Source organism: Pseudomonas sp. IT-P176, assembly GCF_949767245.1.
Taxonomy (GTDB): Bacteria; Pseudomonadota; Gammaproteobacteria; order Pseudomonadales; family Pseudomonadaceae; genus Aquipseudomonas.
This window is the reverse complement of record NZ_CATKPN010000033.1, coordinates 1-21113: the sequence shown is the minus strand read 5'-3', so window position 1 is coordinate 21113 and position 21113 is coordinate 1. Positions and strand designations below refer to the sequence as shown.

Below are 21113 nucleotides of genomic sequence, written 5' to 3'. Positions count from 1 at the left end.
TCCGCGCGTAAGTGTCTCGGTTACGCTATCTGAAGTTGGTTAGACGCATCAAAATTAGCCCGTGCGGTATCCATAGATGCGACATCCGGCGTAACGAGCCGATCAAAAACCCGGCCAGTATCGGTGCGAAGGGGTACGCCCACCGTAAAGAAAGCGTAAAAAATCACATTCTGAACGCGCATACTCAGGCAGTCAGCCTTCAAGCGTGCGCATGCGCAGATGGCCGGGGTTGCAGTGCTCTTTGGGTTTCTTCATCGCCGTCCCACAGCGTCCTACCCAAGCCTTCGGCGTATCGGCCTGGCGGATGATCCAGCATGGATTGATCGGTGCTTATTCCTCACCGCGCTCCACCAGATGATGATGCATTGCTCGCTCGGCACCCGCTGGGTCATTTGATTTGATAAAACCAAGAATGGTCCCGTGCTCCTTGAGCGTCATCTCGCGGCCTTTGAAACGCAACATGTCCTCGCGGTAGTCGGCCATCCACTCCAGGATTGCGTGAGAAATCGCAATGTAGATCGGGTTCCCGGAGATGCGTGCGATTTCGGCATGAAACTCCATGTCGGCGGGAATAAACTCATCGCTGTCTCGGTACTTGTGCATCTTCGCCAAGGCCGCTTCGAGCCTGACAACATCGGCGGGCGTGGCCTGCTGCGCGGCGATCTTGACCAGCCCGGTCTCAAAAAACTCGCGAGCCTGACGCAGGTGGTCGACGTTTTTCGCCGAGCTGGAAAGCAGATGGCGAGCGGCCAGGTCGATCTGGTTGATCATGGAGTGCATGTCCACACGCCCGACCTTGGCGCGTTCCCCATGCTGAATGGTGATCATGCCCATGCCAGCCAGCCGCTGCATTGCTTCGCGGACTACAGGGCGACCCACGCCGAAGGTTTCCATCAGCTCGCGTTCCGCCGGCATTTGATCGCCGGGCTGCAGGTTTTCCTCTTGGATGAGTCCGATCAGTTGCTCAAAGACGATGTCAGAAAGCTTCTTGCGTTGAATAGTGCGTTTCTTGATCTCTGACATTAATCGACATCTCTATCGTGAAAGCGTAAATAGCGGCAACGTTAACGTGATTATAAGCCACTCTCAACATTACATTGGCAGTCCAGAACGAGCACGCCATAAGGCGCAATGACAGGCAGGCCGTAGCCAGGGCTGAATCTTCGGTGAATGAAGCCCGGATCGTTCTGTGCGCTGCGACAGGTATCGGCATCCAGGCGAGTGATGCCATCAATGCCCATCCCGGTCAACTCGATGGCCTGCTCACGGCCTGTCAGGTTGGCCACCCATACCTCAATCCCTTTCTCCTCTCGCCAGGCCAGCACGGAAACGGCCGCCGAAGAAGCGCCAATATCCAAGGCGGTTTTACCTCGGCCTCGGTTCAACCCTCGCAAGGCATGAAAGATCGGCCACAACTCGCCGGACTCTGCGACCGCAAAAGGCTGATTGACGGCCCACAGCGCGATGGCGTCGACGCCTGCACGCTGGACGGCGGCGTAGTGCGCCACCGTCCAGGCAGCCGCAAACTGGCCTCGCTGACGTGGATCCTGGTCGCTGAGGGTCACACGCTCGCGCCGTGGATTGGGCGTCAGCTGGCCGCCGTACGGGTTACGCCAGGCACCGATGGCCGTGGTGGTCAGGCGATAGGGTTTGCCGTGGGCCAGTTGCCGCGCCGAGCGGGCGATATCGCCCAGTGATTGCAGGGACTCCATGACCGACAGGTCATCGGCTGCATGCACAATGGGCGAAGTCGCGTGGGTCAGATAATCGAATCGCTCGGCAGCCGGGCGACAGCGATTCAATTCAGTGAAGTAGGTTGGAACGCCGCCACCGATCAGGTAGCCAGGCAGCAGCTCGGCGGTAAGCGCGGCAATTTCGTCGGGGGTTGGGCCGTCGGGCCACTGGCCGTTGGGCTGGTAACTCTCCAGATAGGCTGCCGGCGTGGCCAGAATGCCTCGCGGGACACAGGGCGCGGTTGCCAGCATCCGGGCCAGGTCGCGTATTTGTTTCTCTGGCGTCTGGTCACTGACAATCACCAACAACCAGGCCTCGGTCTGGGTACGCTGACACACCGATAAAGCGTCGCGCAGCTGTTCAAGACTGCCGGCTTGGCGAAGATCGACCAGCAACTCCAGGTGCGCACCACCGAGTTGCTCGATCAGCGTTTGAACGGCGTCCACGTCTTCCAGGTGGTTGACCCACAGACCATGGCCCAGTGCAGGCAACGGATGTGCGGATGTACCTTCGATGGCGATGCGGATGGTGCTCATGGCCGGTAGTCCTGATTGCGTAGCACGGTCAGTTCGATGCGCTGTTCGACGCGCTGACCTGCCTCAATGACGTACGGGCAAGGCAACGCCAGCGGCCGGTTATAAGTCTTGAACGAGGCATCGGACCAATTGCGCTGGTCCTCCATTTCAAACACATCGCCACTCAGGCGCCAGTCCAGCACCAGGCCGGGCGCAGGTGAATGCACCAGGCCGGCGATATCGAAAAAAGGCTGACTCGCACTGATCAGGTCAGGGAAGACGCCCTCTTCTTGCTGGTTATCGCTATGGATCACAGACACCGGTGCTCCGACGACTCCGTCGAGTGGGTGCAGCAGCATCAACCCGGCGCGGCAGGTGGAAAAATCCCGGCGCGCGCTCAACTCGGCCTTGATCGATAGCCTGTCGCCACGGATGTCCATCTCCAATCGCCAGTCCAGCACCGGCTTGTCGTCGTTAGAAGCCACTATCCCCTCGACCTTCCTCCACCATTGTCGATGCTCCGAGCGGGTTTCCAGGTGTTGCTGGAGCAGGTGATGCGTCCCCCAGAATTCATCACGTATCACCAGGCCGACACTGCGCATGATCTCCCGTTGGTCGACACAAAAGCGCCGTAACTGCGCACCTTCGGCAACAAAGGTCAGGTCCAGCATCGCTACGTGCTGCCCCTCGGCAGGCGGCTGCGAAGTGCCGTAAAGACGGTAATCCTGGGCTTGCGATGAGCTCATCGACGAGATTCCTGCTCTGGTTATGGTTGGCATCAAGGTAGGACCCAATGCGCACAAGCTTAGGAAAAAGACTCTACCTTGAACTGGTATGATGATGATATATAGTGATGACTGAACCTCCTAACAAGTACAAAAAAATCGCCTTGAGGCGAGGAGATCTGCATGGGCTTGACTGTATCCGGTAAACCTTCGGGGTTTTCCCGAGGCGTCCCAGCTGTTGCGATAGTGGCTGTCGTGGCTGCAGCGCTGGTGGCCACGACGTTGATTGGCGGCCCGCTCGTCAGCCTGCGCCCCCTTGATCCGGCCACCGGCCGAGTCGTACTCAACACGGCGCAGAGCGCCAACGCCCAAGGGCTCAACCAGAAATTCGCGATCAACAGTTTTAATCCCGAGCAGTTTGTCGAGCAGCAATGGGCCAGCGACGTGCAACCGGTGCTGGACAAGGACGCCGTCGACCTGCCAACCGTGCTCGCTGCCATCGCCGCAAACCCTGCTGATGCAGCCACACGTTTCGCCGTTCCCCATCCAGGCGCGACAAAAAACTTCGTGGTCAGCGGCACCGCGCGCGTTGCCGAGGCCAACCTGAAGTCACCCTTGGGGCTGCTCACGCTGGAGTTCCCCGACAACCCTGAGCTGGTCGGGCAAAAGATTCAACTGCTGACCGGCCCGTTAGTCATCAGCACTGCACTGCGCGATGTCGCCAGCAATATGTCGTTGAACGCATTTACCAACCAGACCCAATACGCCGACGTGGCCGCCGCCCTCAACAAGCAAGCATTGGCCCGTGCCTACGGGCAGGTTCCGGCCGCCAGCCTGGCAGGCAAGACGGTCACGTTCAGTGGTGTGTTCAACCTGCAATCGCCCACCACAATCCGCATCGTGCCCGTCAGCCTGATGGTGGAGGAGTAGCCGATGAACGCGCACTCCCCCGCCCTTACGCTAGCCATGCGCCTGAGGCAGATACGCAAGGTGTACCAGGGCACTACCGCGCTCAAAGGCGTGGATTTTGATGTGGTGCATGGCAAGGTCAATGTGCTGATTGGCGAGAACGGCGCCGGCAAATCGACGTTGATGAAAATCCTCGCGGGGATCGAGCAGCCGACTTCCGGGCAGATGTTCGCCGGCGAACAGGCATTGACGCTGAACAGTCCCCGCGAAGCCATGGCCCGTGGCATCGGTATCGTGCATCAGGAGCTCAACCTGTGCCCGAACCTCAGCGTTGCCGAGAACATGTTCATCGGCAAAGAGCGACGCACCCGCTTTGGCCGGGTCTTGCACGGCGAGCAGCGCCAATTGGCGCACGCCACCCTGCAGCGCATGGGCCAAGACATCGACGTCGATGCGCTGGTGCAGGATCTGAGCATCGGTAAGCGGCAGATCGTCGAGATCGCCAAAGTGCTGGTAAGTGATGTGCGGGTGCTGATCCTCGACGAACCCACCTCTTCGCTGAGCGAAGCCGAGGTCGGTATTCTGTTTTCGCTGATCACCGACCTCAAGCGTCAGGGCGTCTCGATCATCTACATCTCCCATCGCCTGGATGAACTGATCGAGATCGGCGACCACTTCACCGTCCTGCGCGACGGCCATCTGGTGGGCACTGGTGTGCGCGACGCCGTCACCATCGACTGGCTGGTGGAACGCATGATCGGCAGCCAGATGAACAGCCAATTGCGCACTGGCACCGACCCTGCGGTGCATCAACTGGCACCTGTCGTACTGCGGGTTTGCGACCTGGAAGTGGCGAGCGATCAAGGTTCGCTGTTATTGAACAAGGTTTCGTTCAGCATACGACGCGGCGAGATCGTCGCGTTCTACGGACTGATGGGCGCAGGCCGCACCGAACTGTTCGAAACCCTGATCGGTCTGCGACACGCCATCGGCGGACGCATCGAGATCAACGGCCAAACCCTGCCATTGGCGCAGGATATCGCCGGTCGCATACGCGCCGGTATTGCCCTGGTGCCCGAGGACCGGCAGAAGCTAGGGCTGGTTGCCAATGCCAGCGTGCGCGACAACTTGTTGCTGGCCAATCTAACCCGCTACAGCCGCGTCGACGGACTGGCCCGTCAGCCGATGGATGACGACGTGGCACGGATGATTCGCGAACTGCACATCAAGGCCGAGCATGCCGACGTCGCGATTTCTTCGCTGTCCGGCGGCAACCAGCAGAAAGTCGTGGTGGGCAAGAACCTGCTTACAGAACCCCATGTGCTGCTGCTCGACGAGCCGACCCGCGGGATCGACATCAAGGCCCGGCGGGAGCTGTTCGAGGTGCTGGATCGCCTGGCGAAGAACGGCCTGACAATTCTCTATGCCTCCAGCGACCTGACCGAAATTATCGGTGGCGCAGACCGGGCACTGGTGATGTGTCAGGGCCGCATCACCGCCAATCTAACCCGCCAGCAACTGGACGAACCCACACTGGTGGGCTGGTCGCAAGTCTCGCGCAAGGACTCGACAGCCTTGGCGCCCACTGAAAAGGAAACTGCATGATGGCCGATTCTCTTTCCATGCCTGCCCGAAAATCTACCGCGTTGAACATGCGCTCCCTACCGTTGTTGCTGCTCCGATTGCGCGCCTACCTGGCGCTGGCGCTGCTGGTGGTGCTGTTCTCCTCCATTGCGCCGTCGTTCCTGTCGGCCCGTAACCTGGTCATCGTGACCGAGCAGGTGGCGGTGTTCGCAATCCTGGGTATCGGCATGACGTTCGTCATCCTTGCGGCCGGCATCGACCTGTCCGTTGGCGCAGTGGCGGGACTGGCGGCGATGGTCGCCGGCTACTTGATCACCGAGGGGCTGCGCCTGCCATGGCTTGGCGTCTCGGCGTTTTTCAGCATTCCGGTCGTGTGTATTCTGAGCCTTGCGCTGGGGACCCTGGTGGGCGCGGTCAACGGCTGGTTCATCACGCGCCTGAAAGTCACGCCGTTCATCATGACCCTGGGCATGCTGTACATGGCCCGTGGCGCGGCGCAACTGGTGTCCGGTGGAGCCACGTATGGCGACCTCACGGGCCAGGCCGAACTGAACAACAGCGGTTTCCTGCTGCTGGGCACTGCGCGGCTGTTGTCCGTGCCGGTGTCAATCTGGCTGATGATCCTGTTGACCCTGGTGGCCGTGTACATCAGCCGCAAGACCGTTTTTGGTCGCCAGGTGTTCGCCATTGGCGGCAACGAACGCACCGCCGAGCTGTCGGGTGTGCGGGTCAGTCGGGTGAAGATTGGCACCTACGCTATCTCCGGCTTCTGCGCCGCCCTGGCGGGGCTGATCATTGCCTCGCGCCTGGGCGCCGCCAACCCGGCCATCGCCACCTCCTACGAACTCAACGCTATCGCCGTGGTGGTGCTGGGCGGCGCCTCGCTGTTCGGGGGCGTAGGTACCATTGGCGGCACGATCATCGGCGCCTTTGTCCTCGGGGTGCTAAGCAACGGGATGGTACTGGTGGGTATTTCCGACTTCTGGCAGACCGTTATTACCGGCGCGGTGATCGTACTGGCCGTGGTCGTCGACCAATTGCAACGCCGTGTCGAAAAATCAAGCGCAGAACGCCAGGCCAAAGCCCAGGAAGACCGGGGTACGCCGAGCACCACTGCGTGACTTTCAATCACATAAAGGGATGACTACAACAATGAAAAAACTCTTCTCCCGTCAGTTGCTTTCCCTGGCCATCTTGTCCGCGTCGATGTTGCCGCTGGCGGCCACCGCCGCAGAATTCAAAACCTCGGATCATCTGATCGTGGTCATCACGCCGTCGCACAGCAATGCGTTTTACAAGGCCGAATCCGATACTGCCGTAGCGGCGGCCAAGAAGCTCGGTTATCGCACCAACGCGCTGGTGCATCAGGACGATCCGGACATCCAATTACGCCTGGTGCAGACCGCCATCGGCGACAACGCCTCTGCGATCATTCTCGACAACGCCGGTTCCGACGCCTCCATCGCAGCGGTGAAGCGCGCACAGGAAGCGAAGATTCCGGTGTTCCTGATCGATCGGGAAGTCAACGCCAACGGCATTGCCACGGCGCAGATCGTTTCCAACAACTCACAATGCGCGACGTCAGTTGCGGAATACTTCGCCGAGCAGGTCGGGTTCAAGGGTGAATATGTGGAGCTGATCGGGCGCACTTCCGATGTCAACGCCCATGTCCGCTCGGAAGGTTTCCATCGCGTGCTCGACCAGATCCCGGATTTGAAAATGGTCTCGCAGCAGTCAGCCAACTGGGACCAGACCCAGGGCTACAACGTCATGCAATCGATCATCCAGGCTCACCCGAACATCGTCGGCGTCCTGGCCGGCAACGACACCATGGCACTGGGCGCCGCCGCGGCGTTGAAGAACGCCGGCAAGGGTGAAGTGAAAGTCGTCGGCATCGATGGCAACCCCGATGTCGTCCGGCAGATTGCCGGTGACGGCCCGATCATCGCCACCGGCCTGCAACAGGCGACGCAAATGGCGGCGATGGCCATGGAACAGGCCGATCAACTTCTGCGCACCGGCAAGACCGACAAACCCGAGAAGCAATCGGTGGATTGCGTAATGGTCTCCAGAGACAACAGCAAGCAAGTGCGTGAGGGCGGATTCGGCATGCGCTGAGTGGCCAATGTCCCCACGCGCTGCGTGGGGACATCCCTGTTCAAGCAGCTACAAACCTGGCGGGCACCACCGTGGTTCCTCTGCTCGCAGATTCATACGCAGCCTCCACCAACGCCTGGGTGTTGAAGTTATCCGCACCCGAGGTCTCCGACTCCCGGTTGCCACGTCGATCAGCCAACCACTCACGCTGCAAGCGCAGCACGCTTTCCTGTATCGGCTGCCAGGGGGCATCACTCCAGGTAGGCGCATCCGGCGAGACATCCAGTGTTTCGACATTCCCCTGGGCGTCGTGGATCTGCAAGCGAAAGTCCGCCAGCAGGCGCAACGAGCCGCGATCGCCGTCCACCTCGAGCAGACTCTGCGGGAACGGGTCACTGGCCAGTTGGGTCGCATAGCTGAAGTCCACCACGCTGGTCGCCCCCTGCTCGTGCGCCAGAAGCACCGTCGCGACGTCCTCGCCTGCTATTGCGCCATTGACCCGACGGGTCTCGCAAGTCAGTCGCGAGACATCGCCAAACAACGCCCGGGCGATGTCCAGCACATGCACGCCGAGGTCCTCGATGATGAAGCGCGGAGCCTTCGCCAGATACGGTTGCAAGCGATAGACATCGAAGCCGCTGCGAAAGCTCACGCGGCCAAAAAAGGCGGTGCCGATCACCCCGCTGCGCAGCTGTTCGATCGCTGCCCGAACCGGCGCCTGCCACCGGAAATTCTCATGCACGGTCAGGCTCACACCCAGGGCCGCACAGGTGTCGATCATCAACCGGGCATCGTCCAGCGTTGCCGCAAACGGCTTCTGGCAGATGATATCGACACCCGCCTCGGCGCCCATCAGCACCAGCGCCTTGTGCGCCGAGGTCGGTGTCGCGATGTCGACAAAATCCAGTTCCAACTCGCCCAGCATGGCCTGCGCATCGGTATAGGTCGCCGCGTCCGGCGCATGTTCGGCGAAGGCCGCTAGCCGTTGCGGGTCGCTGTCGCACAGGGCGACGATCTGCACGCCACTGAGGTCCTGCCAGGCGCGCAGCTGATTGAGGGCGAAAAAGCCACAACCGATCAACGCACCACGCAACGGTGGACGGTCCATTGTTCATCTCCTTGGCTGCAGATAAAAAAAGACGCCCGGAGGTGTTCACCGCCCGGACGTCAAAAAGTACTTGGTTTTCAGTATGGATCAAGCCGCATCGGCTTTGCGCACTGCATCGATTTTCAACATACGGGCAATGATCAGGTCGAGTTCTTTCTCGTCGAAGATCTTCTTCCAGTCCGGCTTGATGATCTTCTCGCGGCCATATTCCATGGCAATCATGCAGGCATCGGAGAATGGGTTGGTGCTGCGGAAGGACACCGCCAGCGCAATCTGGATATGGCCATAGAGCATGGCCTTGGCCGCCGCTTCAGGGACACCGATGCGGTTGATGGTCTCGTCCAGCGCTTCTTTCATGAAACTACCGACCATGCAGGCGACGGTTTCCACCAGCGTTGGCTCCAGATAGGCCAGTTGCTTGACGGTTACCCAATGCACTTCGCCAACCGGGCCGTACATTACCGCGATGATGTTGGCCAGTTCCGAGCGCTGCTTGTCATTGCCGGTTTCAAACGCGGCGCAGACATCCTGCACCGCCGCGTTACCGCCGAAGGCATCGGCGTGTTCTTCCTTGGTGTAGCGCTCCAGAAATACCGAGGGATGGCAAGGGTGCGCCACGGCCTGGTGAATGCCATCGCGCTGGGCCAGCAGCCCGGCATAGGACGCCGCCGGGTCGAGGGTCAGCAGGATCGCGCCGCTCTTCATCTGTGGCACGACCTGTGCCGACACGGCTTCGAGGGCCACGTCGGGCACGGCCAAAATCACCACATCGGCCTGCGGCACGACATCGTTGGTGGCCGACAGGCTGCGCCCCGCCGCGACAATCTGCTCCTGAGCCTTGGGCGAGTTTTCGCAGTAGGCAACACTGTAATGGCTGCCTTGCAGGTTTTGCGAGATGCGCATGCCCATCTTGCCGCCGGCACCCACAATCGCAATTTTGTTGAGTTCGTATGTCATGGGGTCATTCCTCGGTTTGCTTTGCATTCAGGTAGTTCAGGTTATGTCGGGTCCACTGGTCTTCGAGCGCGCAGGTGGTGGCCGCGTCGAGTTGCCAGGGGAGCCAGTGTTCGATGATCTGGTTGATGTGCCGGCTGTTCGGTCGAACCTTGCCGCGCATGTAGGCGTAGTCCAGCAGGCCCTCGCCCATTGGGCATCCTGCGAAGGTAAAACCGACCCAGCCATCGCGCCGGGAAAAGGCGAAATCCTTGACGTGCAGGTTCAGTACCCGCTCCGCGGTCATGTCGATGACCTCGCGCGGATTTTCCAGTGCTGCCACGCAATTGCCGGGGTCCAGGCAGATACCCAGCCACGGGCTGTCGATACGTTCGACGACATCCAGTACGGTGCGCGTCGGCACTTGCTCGTAGGTCTCCAGGGCCAGCTTGACGTCCTGCTCGACGAACTGCGGCATTACCCTTTGCAGCAGTTCGAAGGCCTGTTCGGGCGTCGGTTTCAGGCTGTTGCTGTTGAACATACTGCGCAACACGCGCACATCCAGGGCCTCGGCGATACTCAGGTACTTGCGCAGGTGTTCGGTGTCCAGGCCACGAGTACCCAGTTCCAGCACCAGTCCGAGGTCGTCGGCCTGGCGCCTGAGGTCGCCCAGCTCGCTGGCACTCAATGCTTCAAGCGCCTTGTAGTCGCAGATCTGGAATACCCCGGCGCCCAGCTCAGCGGTCTGCTGCAGCATTTGTGGCAGATACAGCGGTTGCGGGACGCGCTCGCTGGCACGCCAGAAGAACGAATAGGTACTCAGGCCGATTGCCATGATGCGCCCTCCATTTCACGGGCAGACGTAGGGCCGCAGAGCTTTGCCGCCTCGTCGAGAATCGATTGAAAAGCGCCTGGATCATGGGCGAAGCGCCCCAGGAACAGGCCGTCGACCTGGCCACCCAACTGGCTCAGTAATCCGGGGCCGGCGCTGCCGCCATAAATCACCCGAGTGCCGCTCCCGGCCACGGCATTGCGCAACGCCTGGCACACTTGACCGATGTACTCGGCGGACGCTGGTTGAGCCGCGCCGATGGCCCATTGCGGTTCGTAAGCGAGGATCAGCTCGCCGCTCAGACCGGCCTGGCGGGCCGAGGCCAATGCAGCATCGAGCTGTTGCAGACACACCTGCACCGCATCCTGCACCCGACCGTGACGTTCCTCGCCCAGACACAGCACCGGGGTCAGGTCATTGCGCCAGGCCGCGGCGGTCTTGTCGGCAATCTGCCGATCGGTCTCGGAGAAGTACCGACGTCGCTCGGCGTGCCCTATCTCGGCGACGCTGCAGCCCATCTCACGCAGCATCAGCGGACTGACTTCACCGGTGTAGGCGCCCTGATCTTCCCAGAACAGATTCTGCGCACCAACCCGGGCCAACCCGTCGAAGATCTCCAGCACAGGCGCCAACGTCGGGTGGCTGGGAATCACGAATACCTCGATCGCTGCGCTGCGCACATCGGCATGGGCGCTCAGTTGCCGGGCAATGGCCTGGCACCATTCCAGGGTTTGGCGATAGCCGAAATACATCTTCAGGCTGACACCGAGCGTGATGACGGGTGTGCTCATCGTGCGCTGACCCGCTCGTAATCGGTCAGGGTCTGGACCTTCTGCGCAGACGCCGAATGCTCGTCGAAGCGATAGGTCAGCCACTCCTTGAGCAGGCGCCGAGCCAACTCCAGGCCAATCACTCGTTGACCGAGCGTCAGCACCTGGGAGTTGTTGCTCAACACCGCGCGCTCCACCGAAAAACTGTCATGGGCGGTCACTGCGCGAACCCCCGGCACCTTGTTGGCGGAGATGGCCATGCCCAGCCCGGTGCCACAGATCAGCAGCGCACGGTCAGCCGCACCGGATGCGACCTTTTCCGCGGCCGCGATGGCCACCAGCGGATACGCGGTGTGGCTCTGGCTGTCGACGCCGACGTCTTCGATCAACTCGACATCCGGGTTGGCAAGCAGGTCGCGCTTGAGCGCTTCCTTGTATTCATAACCGGCGTCATCCGAGCCGATGACGATGCGCAGTGGGTTATTCATGAACTGTCTCCTCGATACGACGGGGCGCCAGCGTGCCGGCCCGCAGGACGGGCTCGATGGCATTGATGATCAGGGAAAGCGACACGGCGCCGGCATCCGGCGTGCCGAGGCTTTTTTCCGCCAGAGGGCGGGCGCGGCCGATACGTGGGCGCAAGTTGGCGGTGGCAGCTGCTGCCTCGGCGGCCACCTGGGCAGCCAGTTGCCAGGCGTGATGCAACTCCAGGCCGCGGGCGGCGGCGTCGCTCAGCGCTGAACTGAACGGCACCAGGACGTCGACCATGGTCTTGTCGCCCACCTGCGCCTTGCCAAAGTGCTGAATGCCGTCGCTCGCCTGGCGAATCCCTTGGGCCACTAACCTCGCGTCTGGATCCAGGCAATCCCCGAGCGAGGTGCCAAGCGCGGTCAGCAGTACGCCCCAGATCGCCCCCGACGTCCCACCGGCCTGATCGGCCCAGGCATCGGCGGCCATGCGCAACAAGGTCCCGGCACCCGCGTCCATGGCCAGGACTTCGCGCGCCCTGCCGACGGCGGCGATGATTCCACGCTGCATGCCGATGCCATGATCACCGTCGCCGGCCACCGCATCGATACGGCCGAGTTCATCGACCTGTTCGATCAGCACTTTTTGCGCTGCCTCCAGCGCCTGCATGACGCAATGCGCCGAGCGCCGAGACTTGGTGCTGGAGGGTGGAATCACCGTTACCGCTACCACGGGCGCGTGCTCCTCGCTCAAGCGTTCGGCAACGCTGGTCACGCCCTTGCGATAAGCCGGGGTCGATGTCGGTGCGCACCAAAAGCCTTCCAGCTCCTCGTCCAGCCAGCACAGGGTCAGCGACAAACCTGCCATGTCGAAACTGGTGACCAGTTCACCCACTTCAGGCTCGACCACGGTCAGCCCGCTGGCTTCGAGTAGTTGCGCGACCCGCCGATAGAGCACGAACAGCTCTTCGTACTTGACGCTGCCAAGACCGTTGAGGATGACCGCGACACGCTGCCCGGCCACCTCGGCGATACCTTGCGGCAGCTCCTTGAGCAGCGACGAGACTAAAATCTCGGCTAGTTCATCGGCACTTGGCACCGGGCCTTCGCTAATCCCGGGTTCACCATGAATGCCCATGCCCAGCGCCATCTGGCCCTGCGGCACGTCGAATAACGGATGGTCGGCGCCCGGCAACGTGCAGCCAGAGAACGCCACACCCAGCGAGCGGGTGCGAGCATTGGCATGCCGCGCAACGCGCACCACAGCATCGAAGTCATATCCCGCCTCGGACGCCGCGGCCGCCGCCTTGAACACCACCAGGTCACCGGCAATGCCACGACGCTTGTGCAGCTCGTCACTGGAAGCGCTGGAGATATCGTCCGTGACCGCGATCACCTCGCAGCGGATGCCTTCGGCGTTAAGTCGATCCTTGGCCAGGCCGAAATGCAGCACGTCCCCGGCATAGTTGCCATACCCCAGCAACACCCCACCGCCGGTCTGCGCGGCACGAGCGACAGCGTAGATCTGCTGCGCGGAGGGCGAGGCGAACAGGTTGCCCATCACTGCCGCGTGGGCCAGGCCCTGGCCAACCAGTCCCGCGAACGCCGGGTAATGCCCCGAGCCACCACCGATCACCACGGCAACCGAACCCTCTTGAGATCGGGTGCAGCGCATCACTCCGCCCGGCACCTGGCGTACTTTGTCGCGGTGCGCGGCGACAAACCCCTCCACCAGCTCACTGGCGAAGGCTGAAGGTTCATTGAACAAACGGGTCATTTCTTATTCTCCCTGGAGGACCTGTTGCGTAGCGGCCAGCGGTGCTGCATCGACAACCCGCCGCCGCGTGCCGAGCGCCACCATCAGCACCGCGGACATCAGCATCAGTGCGCCGACCACCATCATCGGAACCGCGTAGGTACCGGTGTAATCCTTGAGGGCGCCAGTGATGAAGCCCGCAGAGAAGCCCGCGACGTTGCCGACGGTGTTGATCAGTGCCACAGCAGCCGCAGCCGAGGCCCCGGTGAGGAACTGGGTCGGCAGCGTCCAGAAGTTGGGCAGCGCAGCGAAGATCGAGCAGGCGGTAATCGTCACCACGGCCACGGTGGCTGTCGGCGAGCCCATGGCCATGGCCAGCGGAATGCTCACTGCGCCGGTCAATGCGGGCAGCGCGATGTGCCAGGTGCGGCAGCCACGACGGGTCGCATCACGGGACCAGAGGTAGAGCACCAGAGCCGCCGGCAGATACGGAATCGCGGTGATCAGGCCCTTCTCGAATACCGTGAACGTGGTGCCGAACTGAGCCTGGAAACCGCCGATGATGGTGGGCAGGAAGAACGACAGCGCATACAGCCCGTAGATAAAGCCGAAATAGATCAGGCACAGCATCCAGACTCGCCCGTTGAGCATTGCCGCGCGGACACCCATGTGGTGTGGGCTGCGACGAACATCGACGCGCTCGCGGTCGAGTTCGCCGACCAGCCAGGTTTTTTCATCGGCGTTCAGCCACTTGGCCTGGGACGGGTGATCGACCAGATAGAACCAGGCAATCAAGCCCACCACGATGGCCGGCAGCGACACCCCCAGGAACATTACCCGCCAGCCGGACAGACCGAACAGACCGTCATGGCCGATCAACCACGCGGCCAACGGTGCGCCGATGACGATGGTCAGCGGCTGGGCGAGATAGAACAGCGAGAGGATCTTGCTGCGATAGCGGGCAGGCACCCACAGGCTGAGGAACAGGATCGCTCCAGGGAAGAAGCCCGCTTCCGCGATCCCCAGTAAAAAGCGCAGGGTGTACAAGCCCTCGATACTGCTCACCCAGGTGAACAACAGCGAAACGATGCCCCACGACACCATGATCCGCGCCAGCCACTTACGCGCGCCGAACTTGTGCAGTGCGAGGTTGCTTGGCACTTCCAGCAGGATGTAACCGATGAAAAAGATCCCCGATGCCAGGCCGTACTGGATGACGCTCAGACCAAGGTCCTGATTCATGCCATTGGGTCCGGCGAAGGAAATCGCCGTGCGGTCGAGGAAGTTGATGAAAAACATCAGTGCCACGAAAGGCACCAGGCGCAGCGAGATCTTACGGATAGCCGATTGCTCGGCCGGAGATGCGGAGATGTTCTGCATTGCGGTTCTCCGGCTCATCTACAGGTCCTTTGGCAGGACTGGTGTGATGAGATGACGTTCTTATTAGGACCGCTCAAAGGCGGCGATCCAAACCTGGGCCTGGCTTCATCAACGAAGCTCAAGGGCTTGGGCTAATTTCTAACACGGGGATTTTCATTTGTATACTGTGATGATGGTATGATCTCTATACCAGGCCAAAAAAAAGGCCTCATCGGCGCCCTAAGCGTGAGCAGCCAGCGCTATTTTCCGAGCCTTTTGCCATTCATCGGAACAGAGTCAACACGCAACGCCGAGGGTTCGCGCTGACAAAGCAAGCATCTGCCCAGGTGCTATGCACTAGCGTCTACAGAGCCTTGAAGGACCCTAAGGATCTGCGCAACCACCTGCATCGTTGCGTCTTCGATCGTTCCTTCATTGCGGCACAAAACCCAGTCGTGATCTGCAATCGCGCGCTCGAACGCCTGGGTACAAGCGACATGTTCTTCCAGCTTATGGATCACGGTACTGCTCAGCCCACGCTGGCGTGCCGCGGCCCTCGCCCATGAAACCTCTGGGTCGGTAACAACCCCGACATGCAGGTCTGGCACTTGCACGTTTCGATCAATGTTCAACTGCAGGATCTCTGCAAACGGGATCTGCCGGCGAAACGCGGCATCGGACGGGTACCAGCGATCGATCAGGATGATGCTGTCCAGTGGCTGTTTGGTCACCACCTGCTGGGAAATCCAGCGGCGACTATCGGCAAAGCGCTGACAAATCTCCCATTCCAGATCCCGTATGGGATTTCTGACGAACTGGTTTACCAAGGCCATTGTTTCACCCCGATAGGGATCGCTTTTACTCTCGCAAAGTCGGATCACCTTTTTGTTGTCTGCCCGCAGTACTTTCGTAACGGCCTCCAACAGTGTGGTTTTACCGGTTCCCTTGGGCCCATCTAGAGAAACAAACAGCGGACGATTCATTCTTCACTAACGATTGATATACGGTTGTTTTGCCCGGTTCGTTCGCTGGAAGCGCTTGGCGCGACTATGGGAATCGAATGGCGGGAGCTTGTGAACAGGCATGGATCAACACTCTAAACTGATTGCTGGCTAACGGGCCTGAAAATCCAGGGTGTCTGATAGGTTCGCCTCCACCCCCCCAATCGACTACCATGCCGCCGCCGGTTTCCACTTGGGAATAATAGGGAATCCGTGATGCGCGCAACGCATCAAACGGAACTGCCCCCGCAACTGTAGGTGCTGAGCCTGCTCCTTAACTGCCACTGGGATCACCCGGGAAGGCTGGAGCACGCCATGACGCATCAGTCAGGAGACCTGCCGGCGACGCAACAATCACTAACCGGCGGGGTGTCCGGGAGGGGCATCCTTGCGCGTGCGTCACTTTGGTGATCGACCCCTGCCCGGCTTTTCGGCAGCGCTCGTTGATGTGTTTCCAGGCCCTACACCCCTGCTCCGTGTACGGTTCAAATGGAGATTGCATCATGCTGCTGCCCCGCGTTGTCGCCCTCGCCACGGGCCTGGGTCTTTGTTCACTGGCCCAGGCTGCGCCCACTCAGTACCCGCTGACGCTGCAAAACTGTGGCAGCACACAGATCTTCGCCCACGCCCCGGCTCGGGCCGTGACGATTGGCCAGGCCGGGACCGAAATGCTCTTTGCCCTGGGGCTGGGAGACAAACTGGTCGGCACTTCCCTGTGGTTCAACGATGTGTTGCCCCAGTACCAGGCGCAAAACGCCGGGATCGAACGCCTGGCCGATAACGACCCGAGTTTCGAGTCGGTAATCGGCAAGCGCCCGGAGTTGGTCGCCGTCGAGCTGGAGTGGATGGTAGGTCCGCAAGGGGTGGTGGGTACACGGGAGCAGTTTGACGAGCTGAAGATTGCGACCTACCTGATGCCCTCGGACTGTGAGTCCAAGGACAACCTGGTGGGGGCCGACGGTACTCGCCTGGCGCCGTTCCGGGTCGACAGTCTCTATAAGAGCATCAGCCAGCTAGGGGAGATTTTTGATGTCCAGGAGCGTGCGCAGCAGTTGAACGCGCAGCTCAAAGCCAGCCTGGCCAAATCGGTGGCCACGGTGCAGAACCAAGACCTGAAGCACACCAGCGCGCTGGTCTGGTTCTCCAGCGCCAGCCTGGATATCGATCCCTATGTCGCCGGACACAAGGGTATTCCCGACTTCATGCTCAATACCCTGGGCGTGCGCAACGTGGTGGAGTCCGACGAAGAGTGGCCAAGCGTCGGCTGGGAAACCATCGCCAAGGCGAACCCGACCTTCCTGGTCATCGCGCGCATGGATCGTCGGCGTTTTCCGGCTGACGACTATCAAAAGAAACTGCAATTCCTGCGCAGCGACCCGGTGACCCGCAACATGGACGCGGTCAAACACAACCGCATCATTATCCTCGACGCCATGGCCATGCAGGCCAGCGTGCGGATGTTCGACGGCCTTGAAACTCTGGCTACCGCCCTCAACAGCTACGACCTGGCGCAATGACGGCGATGCTACTGCGTACCTCATTGGCACTGGCGACCCTGCTGATCGCGCTGATTGCCGGTGTGACCATCGGCGAAACCAGCATTGAACCGACGGTGGTGTTCCAGGTGCTGGCCAACAAGCTGTGGGCCGCCGGTTATGCCCTGGACCCCATCGACGAAGGCATCGTCTGGAACTACCGCTTGACCCGCGCACTGGTGGCGGCGGCGTGCGGTGCGGGGCTGGCGACTTGCGGGGTGATCCTGCAATCGCTGTTGCGCAACCCATTGGCCGATCCCTACTTGTTGGGGATTTCCGCGGGGGCGTCGACAGGCGCAGTGCTGGTGGCGTTGCTGGGCCTGGGCGGCGGGGCGATCTCAATGTCGGCCGGGGCGTTTGCCGGCGCCGTGCTGGCCTTCGCCGTGGTGGTTTTGCTCGGCCGTGCCAGCGGCGCACCGGGCACTACCGGGCAGATCATCCTGGCCGGGATCGCCGGGTCACAACTGTTCAACGCACTCACGGCGTTTTTGATCACCAAGTCGGCCAGCTCCGAACAGGCACGCGGCATCATGTTCTGGTTGCTGGGCAATCTCAGTGGCGTGCGCTGGCCATCCGTGTGGCTGGCCGTGCCGGTGGCGCTGGCCGGTCTTGCGGTGTGCCTGTGGCACCGCCGCGCGCTGGATGCCTTCACCTTTGGCGCCGACTCCGCGGCCTCCCTCGGCATTGCGGTGCGTCCGGTGCAGTTGCTGTTGATCAGCTGCGCGGCGTTGGTCACGGCGGTGATGGTGTCGATTGTCGGCTCGATCGGTTTTGTTGGGCTGGTGATTCCCCACGCCGCCAGGCTGTTGCTCGGGACTGGCCATACCCGTCTGCTGCCAGCCAGTGCGCTGGGCGGGGCGGTGTTTCTGATTGCCGCCGATGTGCTGTCCCGCACGCTGATCAAGGACCAGGTAATTCCGGTCGGCGTGGTCACGGCGCTGGTCGGGGCGCCGGTGTTCGCGCTGATCCTGGTGGGACGGAGGAATGCCCGATGACTGCAGCTGTGTCTGTTTCTCAACCCTGTGTATTGAGTTGTTCCGGTATCGGCTTTGCCATTCGCGATGCGCAGTTGCTGCACGACATTCACCTGGCCATTCACCGTGGCGAGACCCTGGGGCTGGTCGGTCCCAATGGCTCCGGCAAATCCACCCTGCTCAAGCTGCTTGCGGGGGTGCGTGCGCCCAGCCAGGGCGCCATCCATCTCAACGGCCAAAACCTCAAGACCCTGTCGCGGCGCACCATCGCGCAAACCCTGGCGGTGGTCGAGCAGCAGGCTGACACCCTCGATGCAATCAGCGTATTCGATGCGGTGGCCTTGGGCCGAACGCCCTGGCTGTCGGCCTTGAGTCCGTGGTCGGCGGCGGACGCGGCGATCGTCGAGCAAGCGCTGCGTGACGTCGATGCGGCTCACCTGAGCAGCCGCACCTGGCGCAGTCTCTCCGGCGGCGAACGCCAGCGCGTGCATATCGCGCGCTCCCTGGCGCAACGCCCGCAGATCCTGTTACTGGACGAACCGACCAATCACCTGGATATCCAGCATCAACTGGCGATTCTGAATGTGGTTCACGCATTGCCCGTGACCACCGTGATTGCCCTGCACGACCTTAACCAGGCCCTGGGCTGTGATCGGTTGGCGGTGCTCGAACGCGGAAGCCTGGTCACCCTTGGCAAACCGCTTGAAGTGCTGACCCCAGAACGCTTGCTACACACCTTCGGGGTCCACGCGCATTACCTCACTGACCCCTTTGACGGCACGCAGATCCTGCGATTACGCGCCTCCTGACTCGTCTATGGATAGCCCACCATGCGTATAGTTTCCCGCTCCTTGCTGCTCGCTGCAGTGTTGCTGTGCCCCACGGCATACGCCGAAGTCCATGAAGTAAAAATGCTCACCCGAGGCGCTGCGGGCAGCATGGTCTATGAGCCGGATTACCTGCAGGTGGCGCCTGGCGACACGGTCCGGTTCATCCCTGCCCAGAGTGGTCATAACGCCGCCTCGGTCAGCGAATTGCTGCCGGCCGGCGCGCAGGCATTCCAGGGCAAGATCAACCAGGTAGTGGAACAGGTATTTCAGGTCCCTGGCCTCTACGGCATCCAGTGCACCCCGCACCTGGCAATGGGCATGGTGATGTTGATCCAGGTGGGCGAGCCTGCAGCCCAACCGCCGGAGTTGCCAAGCGCCCTGCCCCCACGTGCGCTCGAGCGATTGAACAGCATCCTGCAGCGCTGAGCTTTCAGCCGGTCGGCAAACGACATTCCATGTGGGTGGTCTGCCATACCGGGTCGGCGTCCACCTGGATCACGTTGAAACCGCGCTTGAGCCAGAAGTCGATGGCGCCCGGCAAGAACGGATGGGTGTGCAGATAGATCACCTCGACCCCGGCTTCCACGGCCGATGCCGCCAAGGCGCGGTACAACTGGCTGGCCAAGCCCGCGCGGCGAAACTGCGGGAGGATGAACAGACGTACGACTTCCACCACCTTCAGCCCGGGATAATCGATGTGCGCAAAGCGCCGGTCATAGGGCAGATAGCCGATTGAGGCGACGATTCGCCCGGCATGACGGGCCACCAGGAAGCGTCCCGCACCGCGCAGGTAAACCTGCTCAAAATTCGCCAGGTCATCCGGCGTGCCGGCTTGCCGCAGTTTCGGGAACAGCTCGGAGCGCGCCGCCAGGACGAACCCCAGAACCTGGGGAATGTCTGCGGCCACCACGGCCTCGATAGCTGTTTGATGCACATGCGCTCCGTAATTTTCGGGGGTGATTGCCATGGAAGACCGGGATAGACTGCGTTCGGCTCACTTACGCGAGACATCCAGCGTGGATCGCCAGCAAAGGATAAACAGGCCAACAGGTTACCGCACCCTGTTGGGCAAAAGGAGGATCATCAATGCCGGTGTCCATCAACCACGAAGACTTTTCGCTGACCACGCCCTACGGTCAGGTATTCGCACGCTGCTGGTACCCCAACAAGCAAGCCCAGGCTCAGCAACTGGCCCCGATCATCCTGCTCCATGATTCGCTCGGCTGCGTGGCGTTGTGGCGCGACTTCCCTGCCCTGCTGGCAAGCGCCACCCAGCGCAATGTCGTGGCCTACGACCGCTTGGGATTTGGTCGTTCAGACCCCCATCCTGGCGATTGGTCCAACGACTTCATCCACCAGGAAGCCCAGCGCTACGTGCCGCTCGTGCGGGCAGGACTGGGCATCGAGCGTTTTATCGCCTTTGGTCATAGCGTCGGTGGTGCCATGGCCACCCACTGCGCCGCGTTGTTTCCCGAGCACTGCCTGGCTCTGGTGACCGAGTCGTCCCAGGCCTTTGTCGAGGAACGCACGGTTCTGGGCGTGCAGCTTGCTAAAGAGCAGTTCGAGCAACCGGGACAGATCGAGCGTCTGCGCAAATACCACGGCGAAAAGGCTCAATGGGTGCTGAATGCCTGGACGCAAACCTGGCTTAGTCCGACTTACGCTGACTGGACCATCGAGCAAGGACTGCCGGCGATTGGATGCCCGCACCTGGTGATCCACGGCGCAGACGACGAGTTTGGTTCGACCCAACATGCCCATCGATATGCCGGCCTGACTGACGGGAGCAGTGAGGTGCTGCTGATCAGCGATTGCATGCATGTGCCCCACCGTGAACAGCCGCAAACCGTGATTGATGCGGTTTGCCGTCAGCTGTCGTGCGTGAGCTAGACCGGCCCCATCGCGGCATAGGCATCTACACAACTGTGTGTGCGACGTTGCACCTGTGGGCCGGCCAGGGGGTTGAATTAGGCCGAGTACATAT

The 21113-nt window shown here is 61.3% G+C and carries 21 protein-coding genes and 1 riboswitch; of the genes, 9 read left to right on the top strand and 12 right to left on the bottom strand.

Annotated features, from left to right (window positions below):
• Positions 1–330 precede the first annotated feature (330 nt).
• From nanR to ACM6IP_RS05330, 3 genes are read right to left on the bottom strand one after another with little or no spacing between them, the layout of a single operon-like run.
• Complete coding sequence (gene nanR / locus ACM6IP_RS05340) at positions 331–1023, bottom strand: transcriptional regulator NanR (RefSeq protein WP_095170045.1); 693 nt, start codon at positions 1021–1023, stop codon at positions 331–333.
• Positions 1024–1073: 50 nt separating this feature from the next.
• A complete protein-coding gene (locus ACM6IP_RS05335) occupies positions 1074–2270 on the bottom strand; it encodes a hypothetical protein (RefSeq protein WP_414861100.1) in 1197 nt (398 codons plus the stop codon).
• A complete protein-coding gene (locus ACM6IP_RS05330; protein ID WP_095170043.1) occupies positions 2267–2995 on the bottom strand; it encodes a hypothetical protein in 729 nt (242 codons plus the stop codon). Before ACM6IP_RS05330 ends, ACM6IP_RS05335 begins: the two co-directional genes overlap by 4 nt.
• 162 nt (positions 2996–3157) lie before the next feature.
• Here ACM6IP_RS05330 and ACM6IP_RS05325 point away from each other — a divergent pair, with 162 nt between their 5' ends.
• Genes ACM6IP_RS05325 through ACM6IP_RS05310 form a run of 4 tightly spaced genes read left to right on the top strand, consistent with a single transcriptional unit; the run spans position 3158 to position 7585 of the window.
• Positions 3158–3904: a DUF2291 family protein gene (locus tag ACM6IP_RS05325; RefSeq protein ID WP_414861099.1), complete on the top strand. Its 747-nt coding sequence runs from the start codon at positions 3158–3160 to the stop codon at positions 3902–3904.
• Positions 3905–3907: 3 nt separating this feature from the next.
• The gene (locus ACM6IP_RS05320; protein ID WP_414861098.1) at positions 3908–5488 is read left to right on the top strand and encodes a sugar ABC transporter ATP-binding protein; all 1581 of its coding nucleotides are present in this window, start codon (positions 3908–3910) and stop codon (positions 5486–5488) included.
• A complete protein-coding gene (locus ACM6IP_RS05315) occupies positions 5488–6588 on the top strand; it encodes an ABC transporter permease (RefSeq protein ID WP_177440686.1) in 1101 nt (366 codons plus the stop codon). The genes ACM6IP_RS05320 and ACM6IP_RS05315 overlap by 1 nt, the downstream gene beginning before the upstream one ends.
• Before the next feature lie 31 nt (positions 6589–6619).
• A complete protein-coding gene (locus tag ACM6IP_RS05310) occupies positions 6620–7585 on the top strand; it encodes a D-ribose ABC transporter substrate-binding protein (protein ID WP_414861097.1) in 966 nt (321 codons plus the stop codon).
• A 40-nt stretch (positions 7586–7625) separates the two neighbouring features.
• Here ACM6IP_RS05310 and ACM6IP_RS05305 read toward each other — a convergent pair whose 3' ends face one another.
• The 8 genes from ACM6IP_RS05305 to ACM6IP_RS05270 form a co-directional block, all read right to left on the bottom strand.
• The gene (locus ACM6IP_RS05305; protein ID WP_159996043.1) at positions 7626–8672 is read right to left on the bottom strand and encodes a Gfo/Idh/MocA family protein; all 1047 of its coding nucleotides are present in this window, start codon (positions 8670–8672) and stop codon (positions 7626–7628) included.
• 87 nt (positions 8673–8759) lie between these two features.
• On the bottom strand, positions 8760–9629 hold the full coding sequence (locus tag ACM6IP_RS05300) for a phosphogluconate dehydrogenase C-terminal domain-containing protein (RefSeq protein WP_159996045.1): 870 nt from the start codon (positions 9627–9629) through the stop codon (positions 8760–8762).
• 4 nt (positions 9630–9633) lie between these two features.
• Positions 9634–10440 (bottom strand): sugar phosphate isomerase/epimerase family protein, encoded by an 807-nt coding sequence (locus ACM6IP_RS05295; protein ID WP_414861096.1) that lies wholly within the window; start codon positions 10438–10440, stop codon positions 9634–9636.
• On the bottom strand, positions 10425–11228 hold the full coding sequence (locus tag ACM6IP_RS05290) for a triose-phosphate isomerase family protein (protein ID WP_414861095.1): 804 nt from the start codon (positions 11226–11228) through the stop codon (positions 10425–10427). The genes ACM6IP_RS05295 and ACM6IP_RS05290 overlap by 16 nt, the downstream gene beginning before the upstream one ends.
• Complete coding sequence (locus ACM6IP_RS05285) at positions 11225–11695, bottom strand: ribose-5-phosphate isomerase (protein WP_095170034.1); 471 nt, start codon at positions 11693–11695, stop codon at positions 11225–11227. The genes ACM6IP_RS05290 and ACM6IP_RS05285 overlap by 4 nt, the downstream gene beginning before the upstream one ends.
• Positions 11688–13451 carry a dihydroxyacetone kinase family protein gene (locus tag ACM6IP_RS05280; RefSeq protein WP_414861094.1) on the bottom strand — a complete coding sequence of 588 codons (1764 nt, stop codon included), beginning with the start codon at positions 13449–13451 and terminating at the stop codon, positions 11688–11690. The genes ACM6IP_RS05285 and ACM6IP_RS05280 overlap by 8 nt, the downstream gene beginning before the upstream one ends.
• A 3-nt stretch (positions 13452–13454) precedes the next feature.
• Positions 13455–14828, bottom strand: a complete 1374-nt coding sequence (locus ACM6IP_RS05275) for an MFS transporter (protein ID WP_237234912.1) — start codon at positions 14826–14828, stop codon at positions 13455–13457.
• A 311-nt stretch (positions 14829–15139) separates the two neighbouring features.
• Positions 15140–15772 (bottom strand): dTMP kinase, encoded by a 633-nt coding sequence (locus tag ACM6IP_RS05270; protein ID WP_414861093.1) that lies wholly within the window; start codon positions 15770–15772, stop codon positions 15140–15142.
• Between the two features lie 184 nt (positions 15773–15956).
• Positions 15957–16149: riboswitch (cobalamin riboswitch) on the top strand.
• A 144-nt stretch (positions 16150–16293) separates the two neighbouring features.
• Here ACM6IP_RS05270 and ACM6IP_RS05265 point away from each other — a divergent pair.
• From ACM6IP_RS05265 to ACM6IP_RS05250, 4 genes are read left to right on the top strand one after another with little or no spacing between them, the layout of a single operon-like run.
• A complete protein-coding gene (locus ACM6IP_RS05265) occupies positions 16294–17307 on the top strand; it encodes an ABC transporter substrate-binding protein (RefSeq protein WP_414861092.1) in 1014 nt (337 codons plus the stop codon).
• Complete coding sequence (locus ACM6IP_RS05260; protein ID WP_414861091.1) at positions 17304–18320, top strand: FecCD family ABC transporter permease; 1017 nt, start codon at positions 17304–17306, stop codon at positions 18318–18320. The genes ACM6IP_RS05265 and ACM6IP_RS05260 overlap by 4 nt, the downstream gene beginning before the upstream one ends.
• Positions 18317–19108 carry an ABC transporter ATP-binding protein gene (locus tag ACM6IP_RS05255; RefSeq protein ID WP_414861090.1) on the top strand — a complete coding sequence of 264 codons (792 nt, stop codon included), beginning with the start codon at positions 18317–18319 and terminating at the stop codon, positions 19106–19108. The genes ACM6IP_RS05260 and ACM6IP_RS05255 overlap by 4 nt, the downstream gene beginning before the upstream one ends.
• Positions 19109–19129: 21 nt before the next feature.
• A complete protein-coding gene (locus ACM6IP_RS05250) occupies positions 19130–19555 on the top strand; it encodes a pseudoazurin (RefSeq protein ID WP_401129921.1) in 426 nt (141 codons plus the stop codon).
• 4 nt (positions 19556–19559) lie between these two features.
• On the opposite strand, the gene ACM6IP_RS05245 is transcribed toward ACM6IP_RS05250, so the two are convergent.
• Positions 19560–20063 carry a GNAT family N-acetyltransferase gene (locus tag ACM6IP_RS05245; RefSeq protein ID WP_414861089.1) on the bottom strand — a complete coding sequence of 168 codons (504 nt, stop codon included), beginning with the start codon at positions 20061–20063 and terminating at the stop codon, positions 19560–19562.
• Between the two features lie 152 nt (positions 20064–20215).
• Here ACM6IP_RS05245 and ACM6IP_RS05240 point away from each other — a divergent pair, with 152 nt between their 5' ends.
• Positions 20216–21019, top strand: coding sequence for an alpha/beta fold hydrolase (locus ACM6IP_RS05240; RefSeq protein WP_414861088.1), 804 nt, complete (start codon positions 20216–20218; stop codon positions 21017–21019).
• Positions 21020–21113: the final 94 nt, after the last annotated feature.

What these genes read in the sequence shown, in the direction of transcription:
- nanR (WP_095170045.1), bottom strand. Translation starts at nt 1,023, where the DNA reads ATGTCAGAGATCAAGAAACGCACTATTCAACGCAAGAAGCTTTCTGAC.
- ACM6IP_RS05335 (WP_414861100.1), bottom strand. Translation starts at nt 2,270, where the DNA reads ATGAGCACCATCCGCATCGCCATCGAAGGTACATCCGCACATCCGTTG.
- ACM6IP_RS05330 (WP_095170043.1), bottom strand. Translation starts at nt 2,995, where the DNA reads ATGAGCTCATCGCAAGCCCAGGATTACCGTCTTTACGGCACTTCGCAG.
- ACM6IP_RS05325 (WP_414861099.1), top strand. Translation starts at nt 3,158, where the DNA reads ATGGGCTTGACTGTATCCGGTAAACCTTCGGGGTTTTCCCGAGGCGTC.
- ACM6IP_RS05320 (WP_414861098.1), top strand. Translation starts at nt 3,908, where the DNA reads ATGAACGCGCACTCCCCCGCCCTTACGCTAGCCATGCGCCTGAGGCAG.
- ACM6IP_RS05315 (WP_177440686.1), top strand. Translation starts at nt 5,488, where the DNA reads ATGGCCGATTCTCTTTCCATGCCTGCCCGAAAATCTACCGCGTTGAAC.
- ACM6IP_RS05310 (WP_414861097.1), top strand. Translation starts at nt 6,620, where the DNA reads ATGAAAAAACTCTTCTCCCGTCAGTTGCTTTCCCTGGCCATCTTGTCC.
- ACM6IP_RS05305 (WP_159996043.1), bottom strand. Translation starts at nt 8,672, where the DNA reads ATGGACCGTCCACCGTTGCGTGGTGCGTTGATCGGTTGTGGCTTTTTC.
- ACM6IP_RS05300 (WP_159996045.1), bottom strand. Translation starts at nt 9,629, where the DNA reads ATGACATACGAACTCAACAAAATTGCGATTGTGGGTGCCGGCGGCAAG.
- ACM6IP_RS05295 (WP_414861096.1), bottom strand. Translation starts at nt 10,440, where the DNA reads ATGGCAATCGGCCTGAGTACCTATTCGTTCTTCTGGCGTGCCAGCGAG.
- ACM6IP_RS05290 (WP_414861095.1), bottom strand. Translation starts at nt 11,228, where the DNA reads ATGAGCACACCCGTCATCACGCTCGGTGTCAGCCTGAAGATGTATTTC.
- ACM6IP_RS05285 (WP_095170034.1), bottom strand. Translation starts at nt 11,695, where the DNA reads ATGAATAACCCACTGCGCATCGTCATCGGCTCGGATGACGCCGGTTAT.
- ACM6IP_RS05280 (WP_414861094.1), bottom strand. Translation starts at nt 13,451, where the DNA reads ATGACCCGTTTGTTCAATGAACCTTCAGCCTTCGCCAGTGAGCTGGTG.
- ACM6IP_RS05275 (WP_237234912.1), bottom strand. Translation starts at nt 14,828, where the DNA reads ATGAGCCGGAGAACCGCAATGCAGAACATCTCCGCATCTCCGGCCGAG.
- ACM6IP_RS05270 (WP_414861093.1), bottom strand. Translation starts at nt 15,772, where the DNA reads ATGAATCGTCCGCTGTTTGTTTCTCTAGATGGGCCCAAGGGAACCGGT.
- ACM6IP_RS05265 (WP_414861092.1), top strand. Translation starts at nt 16,294, where the DNA reads ATGCTGCTGCCCCGCGTTGTCGCCCTCGCCACGGGCCTGGGTCTTTGT.
- ACM6IP_RS05260 (WP_414861091.1), top strand. Translation starts at nt 17,304, where the DNA reads ATGACGGCGATGCTACTGCGTACCTCATTGGCACTGGCGACCCTGCTG.
- ACM6IP_RS05255 (WP_414861090.1), top strand. Translation starts at nt 18,317, where the DNA reads ATGACTGCAGCTGTGTCTGTTTCTCAACCCTGTGTATTGAGTTGTTCC.
- ACM6IP_RS05250 (WP_401129921.1), top strand. Translation starts at nt 19,130, where the DNA reads ATGCGTATAGTTTCCCGCTCCTTGCTGCTCGCTGCAGTGTTGCTGTGC.
- ACM6IP_RS05240 (WP_414861088.1), top strand. Translation starts at nt 20,216, where the DNA reads ATGCCGGTGTCCATCAACCACGAAGACTTTTCGCTGACCACGCCCTAC.